The sequence below is a fragment of the Rufibacter sediminis genome (genome assembly GCF_014269285.1).
GTDB lineage: Bacteria > Bacteroidota > Bacteroidia > Cytophagales > Hymenobacteraceae > Nibribacter > Nibribacter sediminis.
The window spans coordinates 131,350-157,952 of sequence record NZ_JACOAF010000058.1; the positions used below are offsets into that span (position 1 = coordinate 131,350).

Sequence of the window (26,603 nt, forward strand, 5' to 3'; positions counted from 1 at the left end):
AGGTCTTTCCACGATTGAGCCAAAAGTGGGAGTGGCAAGGAGAGAAGCAGACACCCAAGCATTGTAAGAATGCACAGTCTTTGGGGAGCAGTAATCTTTTTAGAAGCAGACGTCATGATGGAGGATAACTTTGAATTTAGTGAGGAGGTGTCAGGAATGAGTTACACGCGGTACAAACTCGAATGGGTACTTCTCTTTGTGTAAAGAAAAGGTTTAAGCTGATTTGCACACAAAAGTGTCGCAAGTACAATCCGGCAAGAGTTATAGACTGCTGGCGAGACCGCCGCTTCATGTGAAGCGACCGTCTCGCCAGCAGTTGGGTTTTCGGCCTATTTTAGCGAAACATCCAAGTAAACAGAATGACGGCCGTAGGTTTCGTAGAAGGGCTTGAACACGACCCCATCAATCGTGAACTGTAACTGCTGGGGATCTCCTTTGATGGACTTGCTCAGGTCTTCAGCATCCAGGGTTACTTTACGCCATTCTTTTCTGGCTTCGGGTTCCTGAGCGGCAAGTAAAATTGGTCCGTAGAACATACTGGCGATGTTTGGCTGATCCATCACAGGGTCTAAATGGAACTGGAAAGGCATTCTCATTTCAATGACATCGCCATTTTTCCATTTCCGGTTTAGTTTCAGGTAACTACCCGGTTTGGCATCTACCTTTTGTTCTTTGCCGTTGATCTTCACAAAGAACCCTTTGGTGGCCCAGCCGGGCACCCGCACGTTGACATCAAATTTACCCTTTCCCTTGATGGTGAGACGGGTGTTGTCTTCGTTGGGGAAATTGGTGGTCTGCTCCACCTTTACATTGCGCTCCGTCCAATCAAGGGTGGAGGGGACGAACAGATTGACATAGAGCGCCTGGTTGTCTTTGCTCTTGAAGTAAATGGAATTCTGCAGCTTGGTGCTGCTCTCTATGGCGGTACCGTTGCAACACGTGAAGCCGGTCATATTGGGGTTGCCGAATTGTTTTGTAGACCCTGGTCTGAGCGGTACGTGATAGGTATTGGCCGGGCTGTTTTCAGCCACAGAAGCCAGAATATGGTTGTACAGCGCACGCTCGTAGTAGTCCATTAACTCACCACGTTGATCGAAGAGGAACAGGTCACTGGTTAGCTTGAGCATGTTGTAGGTGGCGCAGGTTTCGTTCTGGCCACCGGCAGCGAAGCCGTTTTCATACAGGGTACCCGGCTGAGCAACGAAACATTCGGCGTTGTTTGGGTTACGGGCCCCGGCCACTCCTCCAATGCTGTACATATAGTCATTGACCATCTTGTACCAGAAGTTATCTGCGATCTTGTAATATTCCGGATTGTTGGAGACCCGGTACATTTCCATACTTCCCACAATTTGAGGGATATGCTGGTTGGCATGCAGACCCCGGAAAAGATCTACGTTCTTGGCCAGCCCATGCGAATGGGCTGTATCGCCGTAGAATACTCTGATGTTATCGAATAACTGGGCGGTTTGCAGGTGATTCGGTTTACTGGTAAGCCGGTACAGATGCGCCATGGACTCGTTCATGCCGCCAAACTCCCCGGCGATGTACGTGTTCCACATCTTTATCAGCGTATCAGTGGGCAATTTTGTTAAGCGGGCGTGTACCCAGTCGCCCATGCCAGAAGCTACGGTCAATGCTTTTTTATTGCCGCTCACTTCATACACATCCATTAAGCCGGCCAGTATTTTGTGCAGGGTGTAATACGGGGCCCACACCTGGTTTTTCTGCCCGCCGTACTTGGCGCCGTTTTCCAGCATGATGAACTGATCTGGAGGATAAGCGCTGATGTATCCCACGCCCCAGTTCCAGTAATCGGTCCGGATGCCTTCATCGCTTAGGTCAGAATCGAACGTTGATTCGCCGGGACCGGGCGGCACCGCTGCCGGGTCCGCCACGTGTTTGCCTCCTGTCTGGTTCGGCTTTCCGGAGAGTTGCGATAACTCATACAGGGTATTGACCATGTCTTCCATTTTGCTGGAGAAATTGGCCTGCAGGGCCTTATCATAACCTGTACCCGCATAGGCTTGGGCAATGGCCGTGAGGTAATGCCCAGTGGCATGGCCTCTCAATTTCGTATCCTGACTGTCCCAGACTCCCAGCGGTTTGGCTCCTTCGGGTTGTTTCTGGCCAAAAGCATGGCGGAACATATAGAGAAAGGAGTTGGGGTCGGTTTTCGCTAGGGTGTTTATAAACTTGTCACGGTTTTCGGTAAACTGCGTTTCCTGGCCACGCGCATTGGATTTAAGAGAAACCTGAGCCAAATTGAAGGGCTGCAGCTTGGAGCTTGGTGTTGCCGCTTTCGAGGATTCTTTGACGGTAACAACTGCCTTGGGTTGGAAATTTGTGCCGGCCACCCGCCCGGTAATGGTATAGCGGCCGGGCTTAAGAACAGCACTATTGTCCGTGGCAGCCGGCCACACCACCCGCACTTGCGGAGCCTTGCCTTTCATCTCATTCTTGTACGTGCCGGGTACGTAACTTGGGAGCCGGGGCAGATTGCCCACTTCGGTTTCTACTTCCACATCAGACACCTGAACTAGATACGTATTATAGAGTTTTGCCTCAGTAGGAGAAAAACGGGGAAGATCATCCTCCACCCGCTTACCGGTGGTATTAACCGATCCTTCATTAAGGCCTCGGCCTGTCTGGGCATTGGTATAGATGACGGCCACCTGTCTGGCGCTCAAGGGAACCCGGTAAATACGGAAATCATGGAGCAAGGCATTCAGGTTGGGATCTCCCGTGGTTAGCGATTTCCCGATATACAGCTTGGATTGCTGACCGAAAACCTCACTTAACTCTTGCGGAATATCTTTCGATTGTCCTACAAGTTTACCATTAGCATAGGTACTCATTGATTTAGCAGGAACATCAATCACAATGGCCAGGTGAGTCCATTTATTCGCTTCAATGGCCGGAGAAACCGCTCCTTTTTTGCCAGCTTTATCAGTGGTGATCAACGCCTGAAAGCCTTCCTGCGCGTTTGTGCCTACCGGAGCCGCAAAGAAATGTTTGGTGGCCTCCTTCCCGAAATCAAAAAAGCGCTGGCCGGGCTGCTTTGAACGCAAGTTTACCCAGCCTGAGATACTGATGGATTCTAAATCGGTTAGCGCTTCTCCGGGGATGGTGACAAACGCATTGTTTTCTCCTGAAAGCGACAAGACTTTGCCAAACTGATTGTCACTGACAAAGGTGGCTCCGGTACCTTGTGTTTTGGCGTGCAACGTATTGCGTGACCAATCTTTGAGATCTCCATTCAGCACATAGCGGGCAATCATTCCCGTTTCACCAATTCCATCTAATATCTGGTCTCCATTCTGTGCCTGAGCGGTGTTAACCCCCTGGGCCAGAACTGCAATGAACAGGAGGGCACGCAAGAATACGTTGTACATTTTCATATTGATAAGCTATATTTTAACTGAATACTGTGCTAAGCGGAGATGAATTTGATAGGCATTGGTTTATACCTTTTGCTTCAAAGACTCATCTTAAGAGGTAGTCATTTTGTGGTTGACAGAATTGGCGATAGTTCGCCGAAAATGGCCTGAAAACCCAAAGATTGTGCTTCTGAAAACCGACTTATCCAAAACCAGTTTTCCTGGTTTGATAAGCCAGTATAAAACTATCAAGCCTCTGGATGTATCTATAATCTTATTTTAGCTAATGATCATATAATATTAACATGTGCCCAATCCCGTCAGCGTCGTTAGGCGTGTTGCCTTTCTCCTATGGATTTAAGGTGTTCAAACGCATCATGCAAGCAGTCAGTGTTTTATCTTTATAAAAGTCGTAATTCTAAGGAGCAAGCTGAATGAATTTCAAGTTTTCAGTTAGGTCAAAGGTGTCGTCAGCTTTATAGTTGATTTGCTGGAAAGTGTAGGAATGACCGTACCTCCGTTGTCCTTGAAGAGGCAAATGGAGAGCTTAAGGCCTACAACGGAGTGTACCTTTCGAGGATGTGGATCTAAGGAGGGAGCGGATAAAACGCCATTTATAGCGTCCGCAATGTGCTAATGTAAGGTGGTGGATGTCTCTTTACGTCCTGCCTGCGCCATACACCTACTTGAATGAGTATGACCCTCCGCTACATTCAAGCGCTGTTAGATTACCAATGTAAAAAGATTGCCGACAAACTGAGGAGGAGCATAAGGCTTCTTGAATATTTTTGAAAAACACCTATATTGGAAGTAGACTGTATAAGGGGGGATAATGGGTGAAAGGGTTTGAAATTTTTTAGTAACCTCTATTCAAAGTGCCAATAACCGGATGTACTCTTTATATATAGTAGTTAGCACTCATTTTATAAATTTTTAAATCATAATGATGAAATTACATATAAATTTTAAGCTTGTTTTACTATACATACTAATAGCTTTAGCGCTTTTCCCAATGTTGAGATACTTAATAGTATTTCAACTTTTTGACCTACATTATTTAAAGGATAGATTTATCGTGCCTAGAATTATCTTTAGCGGGCCAGTACTAATAATATCCGGAATCATATTGTTTTCAAATTATAAATCAAGGATAAACAAAAGCCTAGGACTGTTTTCTATATCAACTGGAACTGTTTGGCTAACTTTAATTTTTGAAGCTATCTCTGAAGAAGTTGGATAATCAAAAAAAATAACAAACATATAAAAAACTGTGTGCTAACATTGTGCATAAGCCATGCTACAGCCGACGGCCTTGCACGCCTCATGCACGAGACCGTTGTGCTTAATTAAAAATATTGAAATTTATAAAAATCGTTTAAAGATCGAATCGGAAACTATATTATATAAAATCAGATGATAAAGATTGAAGGTTCATATATACAATATGCAACGGGATATGACAAAGTCGACATTACTAATGCTGACATCGATAAAGCAATAAAGGATTTATCGACAATGGATGATGAACATGGTGGATTCTGGGTCAGTGTTTACGGAGCCGAGACCGATGAATTTGTAATTTAACTTCATAAAAGTTTGACGCTTTTCGGAAATTTTGATGATGAAGAAGATTATAAACTAAAGCTGCCTAGTCTAGAATCATCAAAAGAATATTTTGACTTGCTTCTCGGAGGGATGACTGAAGAATTAAAAGAAAAATTAAAAAAATAACTAAGTACGTTGTGCCAAATTAGAATTATGAATCTAGAATTAATTAGAAGTGATAGAACTGATGAACTAGAGCAGTTCTTGGCAAACATAGTTATAAAGCTAAAAAGCTTCTCTCAAGATTTACACAAACTCAACCCAACTGACTTTCTTCCCAGATACAACAAAGCAAGAATAGAAATTAAGAACAATACTGAAACAACTATTGAGTACCTATTGCTGAGGGTTTTCAGGACAGGCTCTTCAATCGGGAATGACAACTTTGACACTCTGCCGATACGGACTTATAATTTAAAGCCTAAAGAGAAAGCAGAATATGAGCTGATGATATTTGATCCGTTCAACGTAGCATTCACGGAAATGGAAATATCAGTAGCAACTGAAAAGGATTGGAAAGAAAGGCAAAAGGTTGAGAATTGGCTGTCCAAAGCAGGAGAGTTTAGCTATAGAGTGAAAAAAAGCTGGATAAGAAGCCTAATAAAATAACCTACGCCTAATATTGTGTAAAAATCATGCTCGGCCGACCGCCTTGCGCGTCGTTTATACTAGACGTTAGTGGAAATTACTAAAATAGCAGTGCAACACTGACAGGAATTTACGGGTCTCACAGAAGATAGAGTCTTGTAAAAGACTCAACAGGTCTGACAATTAAAACCAATCCATATGAAGATCCTATACCTTGCATTGATATTGACTATATCCACATTGGTTGGCTGTGACGAAAGAGATGACTGCAACCCCGAGACATTGACTACCACCTTCACCCACGGCAAGAATATTGAAAAGAAGTTTAATACAGCCAGTCGCTCCAACTACTATACGGTTGAAGACGGAAGCAACACTGTGTTTAAATATGCGCACTCTAGGGCTGAGTGTGACAATGCTATTGATGATGAACTGGTTACAATATTCACTTTTGAGGTAAATACCGAAGCCTCCCAGTTCCGTTTCTCAGGAAAAGAGGTCAATACAACCAACTGTTATTTCAATGAGGTCGGCGGCTGGGGCAGGGGAATGTATGACATAGAGAGCGGGGTAATAGAGGGCACCAAAACATCGGACGGTAAATGGAGGGTCAAGGTATCTGTTCTGACGATACCTAATCCTAATAGGATAGGGGAGCAGCCTGAAAAAATTGAATTTGACGAAGTATTCACTGAATAACATTACTGCCACAAACCACACCTATACGGCAGAGTAGCTACCGCATTGCCTAGTACATTGTGTCACTTAAAAAAGTATTTTCAATTTGAACGATGAAGAAGCTATACATAATCTTTCTATTTATCTCATTTAACGCACTTGCGCAAGTAGACGAAGCTCGGATTAGTAAAATACGTGGCAACACCAAAATAGACAATCAAGACAAGGCTGTGTTGAATTTAATGGAGGAGTTTTACACCCAAATGCTGCAATCAGATGCAGGAAAGTTAAGCCCAAACACTCCAGAAAAGCTCGATAACTTACTTAGAAACGGAAGAACCAGAAACAGACATTTATTGGTAATGTTCATGGTCTACCAACAACACATAAGTCAAACTGCGGCTTCTGGTAAAAGACCAGATACGAAATTTCAAGTGGAGTTGATGACTGACCTAGCCTTTGAGTTTAAAAATATATACAATGAAGTACCCGCTATAATTTATGTCTATCAATCTGAGGCTCTAAACTCAAGCGGTCAAAATCAAGAGGCCTTAAAAATTATCGAAGAAGGGCTAACAGTATATCCAAATTCTGTTCCTTTGAAGGTCTACAAATATTTAGGCACAAAAGACGATGCGTTAAAGATTGATTTGATTGGCAATCACTCTAATCACTGGATGGTCAAGCAGTTTGCAATAAAATAAAGGCACACGACAATCTATAAACGTCACCCTTCGGCTGCCGACCCCGGCTGTCGTTTATACTAGATGCGGTAGGATAATTCACTAATACTAGAATGACTAAATACCTGTTTTCAATGCTGGCATTCCTATTTGCTTCCACAACAGATGGGTATTGCCAAGATGGTTTTATTGAATGGGATAAACATTACAAGGAGGTTAATCTCAGCGGAGTGCTTCAAAATGAAAAGAAGTACGCGGACAGTATTGAAACGACATTGGGTGTAAACTCATATTACACCCGGACGGATAAATATCGATTCAATGCTACATTCCTGGGGGAGAAAAGAAAAATGAATCCCCAAGTTTTGGGCTCGATGAAAAACGTCTTTAAACTTTTCTCCGGCAGTTCCACACAACTCGATGGACTCGTAGAGAACGAATTCTTATTTCAAACCGGAGATGTCCAGTTTTGGGCACCTGTTCAGAAACAGTTGGAAAAGCCTTTGAACAAAGAGATTAAGAAGGGCCAAGAAGTCTACTTATACTGTTTATTCTTAAATGAACATTCAAGTAAAGGATTGTTCAACACTCTTCTCGTTTCAGAATTCAAGAAAGAATAACTTACCTTAAACTTGTGTAAACAGCAAGATTCGTCTGACGGCCTAGCACGCTGTTAACATGGAGACGGTGGCACAAATGAATAATATGAAAAACGCTGTACTGGTAATCTATGTCTTCACAATCTTGGCCTCATGTAACAGGACAGATGCAGCAAAGGAAGCAGATAACGGCCAGCAAAGTTTCCATCTCTCCGATCTAAGAAGTAAGTTCAAATATGCTAACCTGAAGACATTTGATATAGATACTCTTGATTGGGAAACCAGACCAGCACACTACAACATGCTCGACAGTGCGTTTTTCAATAAAGTTTGGCAGGATAAGAAACGTAAATTCTCTGAACAGGATTTCATGGCAGAATACTTTCACTCATGGCAAGAGAGAGCCCCCGGGCTTATAGAGTTTACCATGTTGACAGAGGATGAAGGCAGCAACTGCGCGCTACTTAATTACTGTATTTATGATAAGCAGGGGAAAATGGTAGATAAGTTCATCGTTGCCGCAGATTGTGGTGACGGAGGCTGGGGCTTACATTCTATTGGAAGATTGATTTCCAAGAATACTTTTGAAGTAGCTACTGTAGAGACAGAAAGTGAGATTATCTCTGACGGTAAAATCAATGAAATTATTACAGGAGACTCTTCTGTGACTCATTTTATTATCGGTAATAACGGGAAAGTGGCCAAGAAAGAAATCTTCAAACTCCAGATAAGGAAAGAACTATAAAAACACTTGTACAAACATTGTACTTAATCCCTGTCTAGGCAAGCGGCCCTCCCCGTTGAGACCATAGTCTGTTTCTGGACTATTTTCTTGAAAACAGGCCGAAAACAAAATCAAATGGAAGGCGCGTAGCCACAGCTAATTAACAACGCCCTACAGCATCCAAACTTCAGCTGATGTTCTTGCCCGCAGCTTAGAAAGGCCTTCGGGCACCAACTTCTTGAAAAGCTTTCTCTCAATTCTCTTCCTGCAAATGGAGTACATGTGCTCGTCAGTACAGGAAACCACACGCCAAATCACAACTTTTCTAATGCCAGTTGAAGGATTTAACCTATTTCGTCTGCCGCTTAGCGGTAATGAACGGACCCATCTGTAATTTTGTGGCTGGCAACCAAGAGTAGATTGCGTTGCGTTTTTAAGCCGTTATATGAAAATCAGATCCAAAACCCCAGGCCTTCTTCTGCTTTTACTTCTTTGGTGGGCTCCGTCTAGCAGGGTTTCCGCCCAGACTTCTCAGGCAAAAGAAGCGGATTTGGTCTATGTAGATCAGAAGGGAATCCTGCGCTGGGAGAAGAACAAGCAAGAGGCGACTTTTTTCGGGGTGAATTATACCGTCCCATTTGCGTATGGGTACCGCTCGGTCAAGGCCAGAAAAATAGACCCCGAGAAAGCCATTGACCAGGATGTGTACCATCTGGCCCGTTTGGGGTTAGACGCGTTCCGGGTGCACATTTGGGACACCGAGATCTCCGATTCGCTGGGCAACCTGCTGGAGAACGAGCACCTTCGGCTGTTTGATTATCTGGTGTATAAACTGAAGCAGCGCAACATTAGAGTTATGCTGACGCCTATTGCCTTCTGGGGAAACGGCTACCCGGAGAAAGACGAGGCAACCCCCGGATTTTCCCGGCGCTACGGCAAACAGAAAGCCTTGGTGGACGAGACAGCTTTCAAGGCGCAGGAAAACTATATCAAACAGTTGCTTCGGCACGTGAACCCCTATACCAAACTTACCTACGGCGATGATGCCAACATCATAGGGGCCGAGGTGAACAACGAGCCGCAGCATTCGGGCCCTAAAGCCAGAACCACCGAGTATGTGAACCGCATGGCCGCCGCGATCCGGGCCACGGGCTGGACCAAACCCATCTTCTACAACATCAGCGAGTCGCCCACGTACGCAGACGCCGTGGCCAAAGCCCAGGTAGATGGATTCAGCTTTCAGTGGTACCCCACCGGGTTGGTCGCCAACCACACGCTGCAAGGCAATTACCTACCCCATGTAGACCGCTACCACATTCCGTTCGATACCATTCCTGAGTTCAGGAACAAAGCCCTGATGGTGTATGAGTTCGATGCCGGCGACGTGCTGGGTTCTTACATGTACCCGGCCATGGCCCGGAGTTTCCGGGGAGCCGGGTTTCAGTGGGCCACGCAGTTCGCCTATGATCCGCTGGCCACCGCCTACGGCAACACCGAGTACCAGACGCACTACCTCAATCTGGCGTACACGCCATCCAAAGCCATCAGCCTCATGATCGCGGCCCAGGTTTTCCACCAGGTTCCGCTCCGCAAAAGCTACGGCACCTATCCGGCAGACAGTGTTTTTGAAAACTTCAGGGTCAGCTACAAAGCCTCCTTGAGTGAGATGAACGCTCCGCAGAGATTCCTGTACTCCAATACCACCACCACTAAACCGGTGAATGCCGCCAAACTGACTCAGGTGGCAGGCGTGGGAAGCTCGCCGGTGGCCAGGTACACCGGTTCCGGGGCTTATTTCCTGGACAAGCTGGAAAAAGGTGTCTGGCGACTGGAGGTCATGCCCGATGCCTTCCACATCCGGGACCCGTTCGCGAAAGCCTCGCCGGACAAAGAAGTGACCCGCCTCCAGTGGCAGACCCAGGCGATGCAACTCCTGCTCGCGGATCTGGGCGAGACCTTTACCATCACCGCCGTCAATGAAGGAAACACGTACCGCGCCACCGCCCAAGCCGGTAGTTTCCAGATTCAGCCCGGCACCTATTTATTGGCCAAAAATGGAAAAAGAGGCTTTAAACCGGATGCTTCGTTCGGCTTCCTGCAGGTGAACGAATTTGCCGCTCCCCAGCCCTTTGACACCAAGCCTTACGTGAACCATCAGCCCCTGCGGGAAGTCTCGGCCGGTAAATCTTTCCCGCTGACGGCGCAGGTGGTGGGCGTTTCCGCCTCGGCGAAGGTTTCAGTGCAGGCCAACAACCAGGCAGGCGTGTATAAAACCATCGGCATGCAGCCGATGGGGAACAACCAGTACCGGGCCGAGGTACCCGCTGAACTCACCTCGCCCGGGCAGATTTCCTACCGGATCATGGTGCAGGACGGAGACCGGCACGTGACCTATCCGGGTGGCTACGAGGGCGATCCCTGGGCCTGGGACTATTACCATTCCGATACCTGGCAAACTTTTGTGGCCGCTGAAAAAGGCAATCTGTCGCTGTTCAACCCCACCACTGATCGGAGCCTGTATGTCTTCCCCAACCTCTGGAAAAGCGATGAACGGCAGCTGGTTTCCTCAGAGAACACCGGGCAGTTGATTCTGAAGCTGACCGCCAAAGAGCTGGCGACGGGCCAGACCATGGGCTTTCAGCAGTACATCGGGGATAAGCTACAGGGCAGAGCGCCCGAACTGGCGAGCTTTGACAAACTGGTGGTCAGAATGAAGGCCACTACAGCCTCGGCTTTGCCGGTGAACGTGCGCCTGATCAGTGGCAACGCGGCGGCCTTCGCGGCTACCGTGAACGTGGGCGCTACCTTCCAGGTACTGGAGATTCCACTGAGTGCCTTGAAACCTGCGCCTTTCCTGTTGTTGCCGCGCCCGTACCCGGGCTTTCATCCGCTTTGGTTTTCATCAAATAAACCGGGTGCTTTCCAGTTGCCGCAGATAGAGAAACTGGAGATATCTGTCACCCAGGACCAGAACGCAAGCAAGCCGGGGCAGCCAATCGGGGTCGAGATAGAGGGAGTCTGGCTCAAAAAGAACTAGCAGCGTACCCGTTCCTGGAAAACCGTTTCGGGAGTGTTTTCACCAAAACACCCCGAAACGGTTTTTTTGTGTCCCATTGTTTCCCTTGTGATGGGACGTTGATATTACCTGAGCCAAGTGGTGACTTTTGGACTGAGCGTGTTAAATGAGAAAGAATCCCGTATCGCTGCAATGAAGGAACTTGCCACTACTTCAGAACTCCATTTCTGGGAATTAGGGCCGTTTAGTTCTATTTCAATGGTTTGATTCAGTTGAGAAGGCATTGTACTTACTGCGTAATTTGAGCCTTACGGCTCACTGAAGTTACAAACTTCGGCTCATTTTAGGTCCAAGTTATAAACTTGAACCAGTTATAGTTTAATAAAGCTTCCGGCCTTGCCTACTCCTCCAAGTAGGCAAGGCCGGAAGCTTTGATAGACTAGTCATAAGTTAAACGCCTGAAATCAGCTTTTGTAAACTCAGGTACAAATTTTGAAATTGCTGCACCTAAGTTTAGAACAGTTCGGCTTTTGTACTACTTTTCAGAAAACAGCTACTAAATGCGACATCGGCTAAAATTATTCATCGGTCTCCTCAGCTTTTTAGGCGTAGGAACGTCTCTTTCTTCGCAGGCCCAGACCACGCCCACGTTCACCCGGCAAGACACCCTGCGAGGTTCCATCACCCCGGAGCGGGCCTGGTGGGATCTGGTGCATTATGACCTAAGTATAAAAGTGAATCCGGCGGACAGCACCATGCGCGGCGTGAACCTGATCCGCTACAAAGTTCTCAAGCCGCAGCAGACCTTACAGATAGATTTGCAGCCGCCCATGCGCATTGAGCAGGTGGTGCAGAACGGCCAGAAGCTTTCAGTGAAACAAGACGGCAACGCGTGGTTTGTTCAACTGGCCGCCAAACAGGTGCCCGGCACCCTGCAGACCGTGGAAGTGACCTACGGAGGCAAGCCGCAGGTGAGTACCAACCCGCCATGGAGTGGGGGAGTGACCTGGAAGAAAGACTCCAACGGCAATCCGTTCATCGCTACCTCGGTGCAGGGAGACGGGGCCAGTCTGTTCTGGCCCTGCAAAGACCACATGTATGATGAACCCGACAGCATGATGATCCGGGTGACGGTGCCCCAGAACCTCACGGATGTCTCCAACGGACGCCTTCGGAAAGTGGAGCAGCACCAGGACGGCACCAAGACATTCCACTGGGCGGTGGTGAACCCCATCAACAACTACGGCGTGAATGTGAACATCGGCGACTACGTGAACTTCTCTGAGACCTATGCCGGCGAGAAAGGCAAACTGGACTGCAACTACTATGTGCTGCGCGAGAACCTGGCCAAAGCCAAAGAGCAGTTCAAGCAAGTCCCTCAGATGCTGAAAGCCTTTGAGCACTGGTTCGGGCCGTACCCGTTCTATGAAGACAGCTACAAACTGGTGGAGGTGCCGTACCTGGGAATGGAGCACCAAAGCTCGGTGACCTACGGAAACAAATACCAGAACGGCTACCTGGGCCGCGACCTGAGCGGTACCGGCTGGGGCCTGAAGTTCGATTTCATCATCATCCATGAATCCGGGCACGAGTGGTTCGCCAACAACATCACCTACAAAGACGTGGCCGATATGTGGATCCACGAAAGCTTCACCAATTACTCTGAAAACCTGTTTGTGGAATACTACCACGGCAAGAAAGCCGGCAGTGAGTACGTGATCGGGACTCGCCGAGGCATCCGGAACGACAAGCCCATCATCGGGAAATATGACGTGAACAACAGCGGCTCCGGCGACATGTACCCCAAAGGCGGCAACATGCTGCACACCCTGCGGCAGGTAGTGAACGATGACGAGAAATGGCGGAAGATTCTGCGCGGCCTCAACAAGGATTTTTACCACCAGACCGTAACCACGCAGCAGATTGAAAATTACCTGAGCAAGCAAACCGGCCATGACCTGAAAGCCTTCTTCAACCAGTACCTGCGCGACGTGCGCATCCCCGAATTGGAGTACAAGCTGGAAGGAAACACCCTGTCGTATCGGTGGGCGAACAGCGTAACCGGCTTCAACCTGCCGGTGAAGGTGCTGGTGAACGGAAAAGAAACCTGGCTGCAGCCGGTCGCTTCCACCTGGAAAAAAACGAAGCTTGCCGCCGGAACCCAGGACATTCAGGTGGATCCCAATTTCTACGTAACCCAGAAGAAGGTGCAGTAAGCCCTTCGCCTCAACTGCGAGTTGAAGAAATTCCAAGAGCGAACAATCACTCCCGGACCCTCCGTTTTGAAGCCGATTTCTCAAAAAAGGCCCCAAAACGGAGGCTCTTCCCTTGGGTAGAGAAAAGAAACGGTTAAGGCCATGAGAAGTCTGAACCAGTACACTTGTAACCCGTACCTCTAAGCAGCCCCATGCCGGTATGGAGCTCTAACCTGATTTCTGATGGACATGCATTTCATCCGCCGCGGCGAAGGAAAACCTTTGCTCCTCATCCATGGCATCGGCGGAAGTTCCCGCTCCTGGGAGTTGATGATAGACGGTCTGGCCGAAGCGGGTCGGCAGGTGGTGGCGGTAGATTTGCCGGGCCACGGGAACACGCCTCCGCTGCCGGGCGAGGTCTCCATCAGCACCTTAGCCGATGCTGTTACCTCATTTCTGGAAAACCACAATTTATTAGGAATAGATGCCGTGGGTAGTTCCATGGGTGCTCGCCTGGTGCTGGAACTGGCGAGGCGCGGCGGAGTGCTTGGCGCGGTAGTAGCCCTGAACCCCGGTGGTTTTTGGAAAGGCTGGGAAAAACCGTTTTTCTATTACTCGGTGGCATCGTCTAAGCGGCTGCTGCAACTGCTGGAACCGGTGTTGCCCGCCCTGACAGAAAGCCCCGTAGGCCGGAGCCTGCTGTTGTCCCAGTTTTCGGCGCATCCCTGGAATTTGTCCTCAAAACTCGTTCTGGAAGAACTGCGCAGCATGGCAACCTCGCCTTCCTTTGATGAACTGCTGTTCAATTTAGCCTACGGCGAGGAACAGAAAGGAACGCCGCGCGGAACGCTCTCGGCGCCGCTGGTGATCGGGTGGGGAAAGCAAGACCGGGTGTGTTTCCCGCCGCAAGCCTCCCGGGCGCAGGCCCTCTTCCCGGATGCCAGCCTGCATTGGTTTGCCCGCTGTGGTCACTTCCCGCAGTGGGACTCGCCGGAGGAAGCCGTTCAGTTGGTGCTCACCGTCACCAGTGGCATCAACTATGAACCGCTGCTTTCCGCGGAAATGAACAAACCCGTCACCACCAGAAACTGGGCCGCTCTCCTGGGCATTGGCTTGGCGGCGGCAGTAGGCGGCTATTTGCTGGTCCGCCCGAAGGTTGGATAGGCTTTTCTGCGTCGGCATTCTGTAAAAAGGAACCAAAAAAGTCCGCTGAAAATGACAGGCAATTACCTGCACCTTCAGCGGACTTTTGTATGCTGCATTACCTACACTTTTTACAAGGATAGGAGATGCCTTAGTTGTATCTCAAATAGAAGATTACTCCACGCCACCTTTACGGGTAGGTTTGTTTTGCGGAGGCCATACGCCCGGTTGGCCGGTTCTCTGGTTCACGGGCAGCACGCTGCGGTCGCGGGAGGTGGTGGTAGGGTCTTCGCTGGCCATGTAGGCTAAGATAGCGGTGAGAATGGCGTTGCTGCGCAGATCGTCAAACACGATTTTGTCATAAGTGTCGCGGTTGGTGTGCCAGGTGTACGTGCCGTACGACCAGCTCAACGAACTCAATGAGAACGCGGGCGCGCCTGCGGCTACAAACGACGAGTGGTCAGAGCCGCCGCCGGCCGGGGAGCCCGGGAACGAGGTCTGGATGTGGGTTCTGATCTCCTCCGGAACCGGAGCCAGCCAGCGGTTCAAGTACGCATACGAATGCAGAAATCCGGAGCCCGACAGGTTGGCCACGCGGCCGGTGCCGTTGTCCTGGTTGAAGACCGCCTGTACTTTGCTTACAATCTCGGGATGGTCCTCCACGAAAGCGCGCGAACCGTTCAGGCCTTGCTCTTCACTGCCCCAGTGGCCTACCAGAATGGTTCTTTTCGGGTTCGGGTAGATTTTCTTCAGGATGCGCATGGCTTCCATCATTACCAGTGTGCCGGTTCCGTTGTCGGTGGCGCCGGTACCGCCATCCCAAGAGTCAAAGTGCGCCGAGAGGATCACGTATTCATCCGGTTTCTCGGAGCCTTTCATCTCCGCGATGGTGTTGAACGTGGGCACCATGCCTTTTTCCTTTGATTCGGCCTGTACATGGAGCTTCGGTTTCTGGCCCGAGGCCGTGAGGCGGTACAGCATGCCGTAATCTTCCAGCGCGATGTCTACGGTAGGGATTTTCTTGGTGTACGCGCTGAAAATCTTGTTCACGCCAAAGCCGCTGGACCAGTTAGACATCACAATACCTGCGGCACCGGCTTTCTCCAGGGCCACCGGCAAGGTGCGGGCGGTATAGCCCATCTTGGTCATTTTGGCGCGCCAGGCGTCGGTCTGAGCGGTGCGCGCGGCCTTCATTTTCTCGAAGGATTCTTTGGTGGCAAATTCCTGCCAGTTGTAATCTGGCCGACCGGTGGGCTGCGGCATGGAGATCAAGACAAACTTGCCTTTCACGCTGGGCAGCCATTTCTGGAACGCCAGGGAATCTGAGACAGTCTCGGGCAGGGTGATGGTTTCGGCGGTTACGCCCTTGCCTTTGGTGGCGGGGCTCCAGGCCAGTTGCATGCCTTCCAGGGATTTTACCCACGGCGCTACCATGTCAATGTGCGAGATGCCTCTTTGCCAGCCGCGCCACTCGCCCCACTTTTCGTTTCGCGCCGAGATGCCCCAGCCTTTGTACTTGGCAACGGCCCAGTCATTGGCCTGCTGCATCTGGGGCGAACCCACCAGGCGGGGGCCAATCACGTCCATCAGTTCATGGGCGAGGGTTTCCAGTTGGGAGTTCTGGGTGGCTTCCTGCACAATGCTTTGCACCACGGGGTTCTTGGTCTGAGCCAGGCCCACCTGTCCGGTAAACAGCAGGGAGAGCAGGAGCAGCTTGGGAGTACTTCGTTTGAAGCCCAAGCGGGGAGGGGTAAAGAGTTGTATCATGCCCCAAATTTAACCAGGCAGACAAGAACTGAAAGCGGTTTCCTGAAATTTGCGCCAGGTTCTCTACTTTGGGGCCGTTTTCCGGAAAACAGCCCCAAAGTAGAGCGGCCCTATTCCAGCACGAAATCCGGGGCCTGGGGCAGGCTCATGAACTTCTGCGAGAGATCATCTGGGAGGGGGGCCAGCTTGCGTTTGGCCAGGTCCATCCAGGCACCTTCCACCAGAATGATGGCCGCTTTCACGCCATCGCCCCGGTACAGTTCATGCCGGATCGACCACCGGGAGCCGTCGGCGCGGGCCCTTGTCAGCACCGATTCTATCTTGATGGTGTCGTTGATGCCCACTTCGCGCAGGTACTGCAGTTCTTCCCGGAACAGGATGGGACCTAACTTGAGGTGCTGGAAAACTTTGAAGTTCAAACCCAGGCTGTCCAGCATGGAGATACGGGCCTGCGCGGCAAAATCGGCGTACGCCGAGTGGCGAAGGTGCATGTTGGCGTCTACCTGCGCCCAGATCACGTGCCCTTCATATACAATGCTCATAGTGTCTTATTTAAGGTGTCAGCAAAGAAACTAGGTACGGCGCACAAAGCAAGCGGTTGGCACAACACCTGAAAGGGGAGGGCCATCTCATTCTCTGGGTGCACCCTTCAGCGAAATGCCGTTTAGATTTTTTCATTTTTCGTTTTCAAACAACCCGCTTCTGTAAAATCCTGCGGCGTTGGGGTGGCCGAAAGTATGAATTCCTTAAAATTGTTTTAGCTTTGGATTACCCGGATTTTACTTCTGTGTTGAGCCAGAAGGACTTACCGGGAATGGCTTTGCGGCACGGCCGGCCGCTTTCCCATAAATGTAAATTTATTGCGTATTCTATATCCCTTTTGGCCTAATTTGAGTAAAATAGCTCTAAAATGACCCTTCCATGCAACATATGTCTTCTGCGTCTCCGCATCTTCTGGAAATAGCCTGGGAAGCGTGTAACCAAGTAGGTGGAATCTACACGGTGATCCGTTCCAAAGTACCCGCCATGATTGAATACTGGGGTGACCAGTATTGCCTGATCGGGCCTTATTTCCCGCAACAGGCCGCCCACGAGTTTGAGCCCACCGATGACTATTCCGATGTGTTTGGGCAGGCCGTGCTGGAGCTGCGGGCGCAGGGCGTGGAGTGTTACTATGGAACCTGGCTGGTGACCGGCCGGCCGCGCATTGTTCTCATCAACCCGTACAGTGCATTCGGGCAACTAAGTGAGATCAAGTATTTCCTGTGGGAAAACCACCGGATACCTACCTCCAACGAAGACCTGCTGCACCAGGTGCTGGCCTTCGGGCAACTGGCCAAGCAGTTCATTACCTTATTGTCTTCCAAGACGCAGGTGGTGGCGCATTTCCACGAGTGGATGGTGGGTTCTGCCATTCCGGACCTGCGGCGTGATCAGGTGCCGGTGAAGATCGTGTTCACCACGCACGCCACGTTGCTGGGCCGCTACCTGGCCATGAACGACCCTAACTTCTATGACCAGCTCACCTCCGTTGACTGGCAGAAAGAGGCGCAGCATTTCAACATTGAACCCGCCGTTTCCATTGAGCGGGCGGCCGCGCACGGCTCGCACGTGTTCACGACGGTGAGCGAGGTGACGGTGCGCGAGTGTATTTACCTCCTGGACCGTATTCCGGACACGGTGTTGCCCAACGGCCTCAACATCCGGCGGTTCACCGCCATGCACGAGTTCCAGAACCTGCACCTGACCTATAAGAAACGAATCCACCGGTTTGTGATGGGGCACTTTTTCCAGAGTTTCCCCTTTGACCTAGACAAGACCATTTACCTGTTCACCTCGGGCCGGTTTGAGTACCGCAACAAAGGCTTCGACCTCACGCTGGAGGCATTGGCCCGCCTGAACCACCGCATGAAGCAAGCCAAAAGCGACATGACCGTGGTGATGTTCTTCGTGACCAAGCAGCCGTTCTACTCTATCAACCCGGGGGTGCTGCACTCCAAGGCGCTGATGGAGGAAATCCAGGAAACCTGCGAGGCCATCAAAGACCAGATTGGCGAACGTCTTTTCTACGATGCCGCCGCCAGCTCAGAGCACAAGCTGCCCGAGTTGAACAACTACGTAGATGATTACTGGAAACTGCGCTACCGCCGCACCATCCAGTCCTGGAAAACGCACCAGTTGCCGCCGGTGGTCACCCACAACCTGGTGAACGACCAGTCAGACGAGATCCTGCATTTCCTCAGGACCTCCAACCTGGTGAACAACGCCGATGACCGCGTGAAGATCGTCTACCACCCAGATTTCATCTCGCCCACCAACCCGCTGTTCGGGATGGAGTACGGCCAGTTTGTGCGCGGTTGCCACCTGGGGGTTTTCCCGAGTTACTACGAGCCGTGGGGCTACACGCCGCTCGAGTGCGTGGCCAGCGGCATTCCGGCTGTGACCAGTGACCTGTCGGGTTTCGGGGATTACGTGAAGAAGAACGTGAAGAAGCACACCGACAAAGGCATCTACGTGATTGACCGCCACGAGCGCAGCTTTGACGAGTCAGCGGAGCAGCTCACCGAGCACCTCTTTGAATACGTGGAGATGAACCGCCGCGAGCGCATTACCCAGCGGAACAAGGTGGAAGGCCTGTCTGAAATGTTTGACTGGAAAAAGCTGCTCGTGCATTATGAGCGCGCCTACCAGCTTGCCTTGAGTACCAATCCAGAATAGAGGCTGATCTTATAAAAGGAGAAGGTCTGTTTTGGGGGTGTTTTCATAAAAACGCCCCCAAAACAGACCTTCTCCTTTTACAGGAATTGAGTTCTCCGTTTCGATCATTACCTTCCGCCGGAGGTTTGCGTCTAGTCTTTTCTGGGGAGGAAGAAAAGTCTCGGGAATAATCCTGGCCTGTCGTATATTTGGATTTTAAGATATGATAGGAGAGTACCTCTATTTCAGGAGAACCGGTTATCTCTTAGAAAAAACACACGTAAGGGTCTTTTGACTCACCTTTCGGGCAGGGTTTCGCGGTGAATTCTTCGGGATTTCCCCGGGGCGGGCGAGCCGAAAATAGGAGTCTTTACTTGTACTATCCGTGAGAAATGGAAAGAGAAATTTTAAAAATTTATCCGTATTTATTCCTGAATTGTAAGGCATAATTACGGATTATTTTGAAGTTTTCATTTATATTGAATAATCCCACTCAAAAAAGTGTTCCGGAGTTCTTGTGCATGAGGGTTCAGTACCTATCTTTACAGGAGACCTCCGCATACTTATCAAGAAGTAAGAAGTTATAATGAAAAAATTGCGTGTACTAATGCTGGGCTGGGAAGATCAGCCTATTTTGAATGGGGGGGTAGGCAAAGCCTGTTTTCATTTAGCCGAGGCTTTGGCCAATCAAGCAGAACTCACCATGATTGTGCCGCAGGCAGATCATCTGGCCCTGGATCAACATGCCGAGATTGTTGGTTTGGATGCCTTGGATTTAGCCGAGGTGAAACAAGCGCCCGTGACCAAGACGTTTGAACGTTTTGCGACCACCCACCGGGTGCCCGCCGCGCTGTTCCCTTATGAAGTGCCCGGTTCCCCCAATGAAGATGTTTTGGAAACCGAAGCGCAGGAAAGTGACCCTTCCTCAGTTTCGGCGGCTACCGTAACAGAAGTGCCTGCGGCGGCGGAAGCCCCCCAGCGCAGTGTCACCGTGGGACAACCCCAGATCAACGTAACCCAGGGCCCAAAAGGAACCCTGAACTTTGAAGTGATTCAGTTTGCCCGCTATGCGGCCCGCCTGGCTTCCCATAAAGAATTTGACGTAGTGTATGCCCACGACTGGATGACGTTTCTGGCGGGCATGGAAATCAAGACCCAACGTAAGGTGCCTCTGATCGTGCACGTGCACAGTCTTTCTTTTGACCGCCAGGTGGGAGAGCCCCTCGGCTGGATCTACGAGTTGGAGACCAAAGCCATGAATGAGGCCGACCTGATCCTGACCGTGAGCCAGAGAACAGCCCGCATGATCACCAAACGCTATGGCATTTCGGCTAAAAAGGTGCAGGTGGTGTACAACGGTGCTGATAAAGCAACGCCATCGCCGGTGACGCCGGTGCAGCGCAAGCAGGTGACGTTCCTGGGAAGATTAGTGGCCCAGAAAGGTCCTCTGCAGTTCCTGAAGGTAGCGAGCCAGGTCTTGAAGAAAGATCCTGAGGTGAACTTTGTGGTGGCTGGCCACGGCCCCCAACTGGAGGAAGCGAAACAGATGGTGCGCCGGCTGGGCATTGAACAATCCGTGACGTTCACCGGATTCTTACCCCCAGCCCAAGCCGAGGCATTGCTGAAGAACTCCAGCGTTTTCTGTCTGCCCGCTCTTTCTGAGCCGTTCGGTCTGGCTGCCATTGAGGCCACGCTCGCCGGACTGCCGGTAGTGATCACCCACCAGACTGGCGCCGCCGAAGTCTTGCCGCAAGCCAGCGTCGCAGACTGCAATGACACCGCCGGACTGGCAAAACTGGTGTTGCAATTGCTGCAGGATACCGAGTTGCGCAAAGAGCAAGTGGAAGCGAACCAGAAGGCGGTGAAGCGTCTTACCTGGACCGGCACCGCCGATCAAGTGCTGGAAAGCCTGCAAACCGTATTGCAGTTGCAGGACTAAGTCAACTGGCTCATTCTGTTTTTAAGCTGTTTTCAGAATTATGCCCCCAAAGCTGATCAAGTAATAAAATTTCTTCCCCATGAAAAAGCCGCTGTGGATTCCCGTAGCGGCTTTTTCATGGGGAAGAAACAAAGGCCGTTTGCTTCTTCCCGAACTTTCCGTTTTACCGCTCTTTTCAGGAAAGAAGCCGCAAAACGAGATCAGCCTGTACTCAAGAGGCTGTAAAAACCAGGAGTGGTTTAGGGGGTGTTTTTTGAAAACGCCCCCTAAACCACTCCTGGTTTTTTATAAGGTATTCCTAAAGATCAGTCTTCCCGGCGGAGAACTAACGCAGTGCGGTTGGGAAGGTAGATGCTCAGCCTTGGGCCGTAGGTAGTAGGGATGGTGAAATACCGGATAGAGGTATCCACGCGGTCATGTCCGCCGGTTTGCGGCGCGTCAGAAGACAGGATGAGGCTGTAGCTGCCCGCCTCCAACACCGGAAACCGGTAATCTGGGATGGAATTCTGGGTATGGAAATTGAACAGGAACACCAATCCCGCCCGCTGAAAGACGAGCACGTTGTTGTGGTTATCCTGGTGCAGTTTCTGCGCCGGACCGTGTTGCAGGAGCCCGTGTTCTTGCGCCATGGCCAGCATCTCCTTCTCAAATTGCCACAGGTGCCGGTACCGAAGGTCTGGGTTGTCTACCAAGGACCATTGCCTACGGGCGTACTGATAGCTCCAGTTATTACCTAGCCGGGGGAAATCGACCCACTCCGGGTGCCCGAACTCATTTCCGATAAAGGTCAGAAAAGCCTCGCCGCCTAAAGACATAGTGAGCAACCGGATCATTTTATGCAGCGCGATGCCTCTGTCTACCACCGGGCTCTGGTCGGTGGTGCGCATGTGGAAATACATGTCTTTGTCCATGAGCCAGAAAGCCAGCGTTTTGTCACCTACCAAAGACTGGTCATGGGACTCGGCGTACGCCACGGTTTTTTCGCCCACGCGCCGGTTGGTGAGCTCGTGCCAGATCTCATCCAGGTTCCATTCTTCGTCGCGTTTGTGTTTGAGGGTCTTGATCCAGTAATCGGGGATGCCCATGCCCAGGCGGTAATCAAAGCCTACGCCGCCTTCATAAACCGGGCGGCACAGACCGGGCATCCCGCTCATGTCCTCGGCAATGAGTAAAGCGCCGGGGGTGAACGCATGGGTCAGTTCTGAGGCGAGTTGCAGGTACAGAATGGCGTCTTCGTCAACGCTTTTGTCAAAGTAGCGGTCATAATGGCCAAAGGTCACGCCTTCGCCGTGGTGGTGGTACAGCATGGAGGTCACCCCATCGTACCGGAACCCGTCAATGTGGAACTCCTCCAGCCAGTACCGGACATTGGACAGCAAGAATCTCCTTACTTCCGGCACGCCGTAGTTGAAGAGTTTAGAGTCCCAGCCAGGGTGATGTCCGCGAGGCCCCTGGTGGAAATACTGGCCGCCAGAACCGTCAAAATCAGCTAACCCTTCGGCCACGTTTTTCACGGCGTGGGCATGAATCAGATCCATGACCACCGCAATGCCCAGCCGGTGGGCTTCATTGATCAGGTACTTCAAATCCTCCGGAGTTCCGAAACGGGAGGTAGGAGCGAAGAAATTGGAGACGTGGTACCCAAATGAGCCATAGTACGGATGTTCCATCAAGGCCATCAGCTGCAGGCAATTGTACCCGGTCTCGGCCACGCGCGGCAGAATCAGATCCGCGAACTCGCGGTACGTGCCCACCCCGTGCTTTTCTTGGGCCATACCTACGTGGCACTCATAAATGAGCGGTTGGGTGAGTTGGGTGGTCTCAAAATCTTCATCCGTCCAGGTGAAGGTTTCAGCCGGAGCCCAGTACTGCCCCGAGAAATCATAGGTCTCTGGGTCCTGCACCGCCCGGAAGGTAAAAGGGGAGATGCGGTCCCGCCCTTCGCCGGTAGCGCCTACCACGTGCACTTTGTAGCGGTGGCCGTGTTGAATCTGCACCTGATCCTCGGGCAGGAAAACCTCCCAGAGGCCGTTCTCTATTTTTTGCAGTGGGTGGGCGCCTCGGTCCCAGAAGTTGAAATCTCCCACCAGGTAAAGTGCCTGCGCAGCAGGAGCCCACTCGCGGTAGCGCCAGCCTTTGTTCTGGGGTTCATAGTGCAAGCCCATCTGGTGGTGCCAGGCGGCGTACTCGGCCAAAGAACCGGCTTCCTGCACCACCGACTGGAGGTTCTCTTCAAAACGGGCCAGTCGCTGCAGGAGCTGCGGGGCGTAAGGTGTCAGCCAGCTGTCAGACTGGAGCAATGGGAGGGTAGGTGTTACCTTAGGCATAGGAGCTGTTTTGGGAATGGGTTAAGTTACACTTCCATACGGAAAGGTGCAACCGGGAGACTAGGTTTGCTAGGTGCTGTGGAAACTTGATAAAACGTTTCGGGTTTTCTAAGTTATTTTTGATAAATTGGCAAGGAAATCGATTTCGTAAACGAGAAAGGTTCACCTTCACTTAAACTAAATCTGCCTATTGCATGAAAACTACGTTCCGTTTGCTTGGCTTGTTACTGCTGGTGCTGCTGGTACAGGTAGCCCAGGCGCAGGTGGTGACCTGGTCACCCGCCTTTCCGGTCCATAATGAGCCGGTCACTATCATCTTTGACGCCTCTAAAGGTACGGGAGGCCTGGCCAACGTGTCTGAGCCGGTGTACGCCCATACGGGCGTATTGACCAACCTGAGCGGCAGCGACTCTGACTGGAAGTACGTGAAAGCGGACTGGACTTCCAATACACCGGCGGCTCTCATGACTTCACTGGGAAACAACCGCTACCAGATCACCCTCACCCCCCGCACGTACTACAATGTACCGGCCACGGAGCAGATTACAGCCCTGATGTTTGTTTTCAGAAACGGGAACGGAACGAAAGAAGGCAAAGACACCGGCGGCAAAGACATCAAAGTACCCATTTACGCCGCCGGCTCCATCAATGTATCGTTTACGCAGCCAACCGTGGGCCTGAACGGATTGTTTGTGAACCAGGGAGCCTCCATCCCGGTGACGGCCACTTCTTCGGCTAACGCCACCCTGCAGCTGTTTGTGAACGGCGAGAAAGTCAAAGAAGTGACCTCGGCTACTACGCTGGAGCACCAGCTGACTGCCTCCACGCCAGGGGCCAACAAAGTGAAACTGATGGCGCAGAGTGGAACGGTGACGGCAGTAGACTCCTTCACCTACGTGGTGCGGGAAACCGTACAAGCGCAGGCGCTGCCCGCCAATGCCAAAGACGGCGTGACCTACCTGAGCGCCACCAGCGTGTTGCTGAACCTGTATGCGCCTAATAAGCAAAACGTGTACGTGGTTGGCGATTTCAACAACTGGCAAGTGGGCGCTACGCCTATGAAGCGCACGCCGGATGGAACGCGGTACTGGGTTCAGATCGATAACCTGACGGCGGGCCGGGAGTACGCCTATCAGTACCTGGTGGATGAGAACCTGCGGGTAGGGGACCCTTACACTCAGAAAACCCTGGACCCAAACGAAGACCAGTACATTTCGGCAGAAACGTACCCCAACCTGAAAGCCTATCCACAGGGAAAAGCCACGGGCATGGTGTCAGTGTTCCAGACAAACCAGACGGCATATACCTGGACCACCACCAACTTCGTGAAACCCAAGAAAACCGATCTGGTGATCTATGAACTCCTGGTGCGGGACTTCATCGCCAAGCATGATTACAAAACCTTAACGGATACCCTCAATTACCTCCAGCGCCTGGGCGTGAACGCCATTCAGCTGATGCCCATCCATGAGTTTGAAGGGAATATGAGCTGGGGCTATAACTCAGTCTATTACTTTGCGCCAGACAAGTACTATGGTTCCAAAGACCAGCTCAAGCGGTTCATTGACGCGGCGCACTCCCGTGGAATGGCCGTGATCCTGGACATCGCGCTGAACCACTCGTTTGGGCAGTCGCCCATGGTGCAGCTGTACTACAACAGTGCCACCGGAAAAACCACCTCCGAAAGTCCCTGGTTTAACCCCGATCCGACGCATGATTTCAATGTGGGCCATGACTTCAACCACGAGAGTCCCGCCACCAAATACTTTGTGGACCGCGTAACCGAGTTCTGGTTGCAGGAATACAAAATAGACGGGTACCGGTTCGATTTATCCAAGGGCTTCACCCAGAAGCAGACGGCGGGCAGCGTGAGTGCCTGGGGCCGATTTGACCAAACGCGCATCGATCTGCTCAAGCGGATGGCCGATCATCTCTGGACCGTGGACAACAGCGCCTATGTGATTTTGGAGCACTTTGCCGATAATGATGAGGAAACGGTTCTGGCGAACCACGGCATGATGCTGTGGGGCAACCTGCACGGCAACTACAAACAGGCCATTCTGGGCTATGCTGATAATTCGAATTTCAACTGGATTTCCTACAAACAACGCGGCTGGACCAGCCCTCATGTGGTAGGCTACATGGAAAGCCACGATGAGGAGCGGCAGATGTACGAGGCTCTGCAGTATGGCAACAGCTCCGGGACTTACAGCGTGAAGAACCCCACCACGGCCTTGCAGCGCATGCAGTTAGCGGCCGCCTTCTTCTTTACCGTGCCGGGTCCTAAAATGGTGTGGCAATTCGGGGAACTGGGTTATGACATCTCCATCAACCAGGAAGGCCGGACTGGCAACAAACCCATCCTCTGGAATTACTACCAAGAAGCCGAGCGGAAGAAACTTTACAACGTCTATGCGGCGCTCATTAAACTGAAGATCAAGGAACCCGCTTTTGAGTCTGGGAATTACACCCTGAATCTGGAAAACGCCCTTAAAACCATCCATATTCAGGACCCAGATATGAACGTGGCGGTGCTGGGTAACTTCGGCGTAACGGCCGCGGCCATTGATCCTAAGTTTCAGAATGCCGGTACCTGGTATGACTATGTCACGGGAGCAGCCTTGACTGTTACCAATGTGAACCAGACCATTTTACTGCAACCCGGAGAGTACCGCGTGTACACCACCAAACGTCTTTCGTCTTCCAGCATTTTGTTAGCCTCTAAGGAAGAAGAGAAATCGTTGGTGAAGAATGTGGTGCTGTACCCTAACCCTACAGGAACCGGAGAGGTGCAGGTGCGGTACCAATTGGTAGCTCCTTCTGAGGTAACTTTGCAGCTCTATGACCAACTGGGGCGTCTGGTTTCCAGCCGTTCGCTGGGCAGACAAACGGCAGGCAGCCATACCATTACCCAAAGTCTTACCACCCAAGGCAATAAACGTTTGTCTGCGGGGATCTACTACTGCAAACTGCTAACAGGCAACACCGCTAAAACCTTGCAGATAATGGTTCAGTAGGAAGAGGCTTTCGCCTGCGGATTGTTGACGATCTTACATGGTTTAAAGCAACTAGTCAGGCTAAGTAAAAGGACCCCACTGAGTAAATATTTTGCTGATCTGCTGCTCGCCCCTTGTTGCAAAGTATAGCAACAGGCGGCGAGCAGTTGCTTTTACCGCGTATGATTTTGTAAAGCGGCATAACTTTAGAACTTTGAAAAGGCACGGTTGTACAGAGGTAAGTAATTGCTAGAAGTGTAAAGTCT

17 protein-coding genes are annotated in these 26,603 nt (G+C 50.9%); 13 read left to right on the forward strand and 4 right to left on the reverse strand.

Annotated elements, in window-relative coordinates; genetic code table 11:
* Positions 1–329 precede the first annotated feature (329 nt).
* A complete protein-coding gene (locus tag H7U12_RS21285) occupies positions 330–3,395 on the reverse strand; it encodes a beta-L-arabinofuranosidase domain-containing protein (protein ID WP_206683970.1) in 3,066 nt (1,021 codons plus the stop codon).
* A 1,398-nt stretch (positions 3,396–4,793) separates the two neighbouring features.
* Between H7U12_RS21285 and H7U12_RS21290 the strand changes: the two genes are divergently transcribed.
* The 10 genes from H7U12_RS21290 to H7U12_RS21330 all read left to right on the forward strand — a co-directional run bounded on the left by H7U12_RS21290 (position 4,794) and on the right by H7U12_RS21330 (position 14,632).
* Positions 4,794–4,964, forward strand: a complete 171-nt coding sequence (locus H7U12_RS21290; RefSeq protein ID WP_186641942.1) for a hypothetical protein — start codon at positions 4,794–4,796, stop codon at positions 4,962–4,964.
* 12 nt (positions 4,965–4,976) lie between these two features.
* The gene (locus tag H7U12_RS22825; RefSeq protein WP_255897462.1) at positions 4,977–5,111 is read left to right on the forward strand and encodes a hypothetical protein; all 135 of its coding nucleotides are present in this window, start codon (positions 4,977–4,979) and stop codon (positions 5,109–5,111) included.
* A 27-nt stretch (positions 5,112–5,138) separates the two neighbouring features.
* Positions 5,139–5,594 carry a hypothetical protein gene (locus H7U12_RS21295; protein ID WP_186641943.1) on the forward strand — a complete coding sequence of 152 codons (456 nt, stop codon included), beginning with the start codon at positions 5,139–5,141 and terminating at the stop codon, positions 5,592–5,594.
* 177 nt (positions 5,595–5,771) lie between these two features.
* Positions 5,772–6,272 (forward strand): hypothetical protein, encoded by a 501-nt coding sequence (locus H7U12_RS21300; RefSeq protein WP_186641944.1) that lies wholly within the window; start codon positions 5,772–5,774, stop codon positions 6,270–6,272.
* 92 nt (positions 6,273–6,364) lie between these two features.
* Positions 6,365–6,955: a hypothetical protein gene (locus tag H7U12_RS21305; protein WP_186641945.1), complete on the forward strand. Its 591-nt coding sequence runs from the start codon at positions 6,365–6,367 to the stop codon at positions 6,953–6,955.
* Positions 6,956–7,047: 92 nt separating this feature from the next.
* Positions 7,048–7,554, forward strand: coding sequence for a hypothetical protein (locus H7U12_RS21310; RefSeq protein ID WP_186641946.1), 507 nt, complete (start codon positions 7,048–7,050; stop codon positions 7,552–7,554).
* A gap of 85 nt (positions 7,555–7,639) precedes the next feature.
* Entirely contained in the window at positions 7,640–8,278 is a 639-nt protein-coding gene (locus H7U12_RS21315; RefSeq protein ID WP_186641947.1) for a hypothetical protein, read from the forward strand.
* Positions 8,279–8,702: 424 nt separating this feature from the next.
* Positions 8,703–11,294: a glycoside hydrolase family protein gene (locus tag H7U12_RS21320; protein WP_206683971.1), complete on the forward strand. Its 2,592-nt coding sequence runs from the start codon at positions 8,703–8,705 to the stop codon at positions 11,292–11,294.
* Positions 11,295–11,833: 539 nt separating this feature from the next.
* Positions 11,834–13,489, forward strand: coding sequence for a M1 family metallopeptidase (locus tag H7U12_RS21325; RefSeq protein WP_186641949.1), 1,656 nt, complete (start codon positions 11,834–11,836; stop codon positions 13,487–13,489).
* Between the two features lie 228 nt (positions 13,490–13,717).
* Complete coding sequence (locus H7U12_RS21330; protein ID WP_241749606.1) at positions 13,718–14,632, forward strand: alpha/beta fold hydrolase; 915 nt, start codon at positions 13,718–13,720, stop codon at positions 14,630–14,632.
* Between the two features lie 153 nt (positions 14,633–14,785).
* On the opposite strand, the gene H7U12_RS21335 is transcribed toward H7U12_RS21330, so the two are convergent.
* Both H7U12_RS21335 and H7U12_RS21340 read right to left on the reverse strand, forming a co-directional pair.
* Complete coding sequence (locus tag H7U12_RS21335; RefSeq protein ID WP_186641951.1) at positions 14,786–16,378, reverse strand: M20/M25/M40 family metallo-hydrolase; 1,593 nt, start codon at positions 16,376–16,378, stop codon at positions 14,786–14,788.
* Positions 16,379–16,488: 110 nt separating this feature from the next.
* Positions 16,489–16,920, reverse strand: a complete 432-nt coding sequence (locus H7U12_RS21340; protein WP_186641952.1) for an acyl-CoA thioesterase — start codon at positions 16,918–16,920, stop codon at positions 16,489–16,491.
* A 379-nt stretch (positions 16,921–17,299) separates the two neighbouring features.
* On the opposite strand from H7U12_RS21340, the gene H7U12_RS21345 reads away from it, so the two are divergent.
* Entirely contained in the window at positions 17,300–19,096 is a 1,797-nt protein-coding gene (locus H7U12_RS21345) for a glycosyltransferase (protein ID WP_186641953.1), read from the forward strand.
* Between the two features lie 565 nt (positions 19,097–19,661).
* Positions 19,662–21,014, forward strand: a complete 1,353-nt coding sequence (locus H7U12_RS21350; protein ID WP_186641954.1) for a glycosyltransferase family 4 protein — start codon at positions 19,662–19,664, stop codon at positions 21,012–21,014.
* A 305-nt stretch (positions 21,015–21,319) separates the two neighbouring features.
* Here the strand turns inward: H7U12_RS21350 and H7U12_RS21355 are convergent, their stop codons facing one another.
* Positions 21,320–23,341, reverse strand: a complete 2,022-nt coding sequence (locus H7U12_RS21355) for an alpha amylase C-terminal domain-containing protein (protein ID WP_186641955.1) — start codon at positions 23,339–23,341, stop codon at positions 21,320–21,322.
* A gap of 194 nt (positions 23,342–23,535) precedes the next feature.
* Between H7U12_RS21355 and H7U12_RS21360 the strand changes: the two genes are divergently transcribed.
* Entirely contained in the window at positions 23,536–26,358 is a 2,823-nt protein-coding gene (locus tag H7U12_RS21360) for a DUF4961 domain-containing protein (RefSeq protein WP_186641956.1), read from the forward strand.
* The last annotated feature ends 245 nt before the right edge of the window (positions 26,359–26,603 follow it).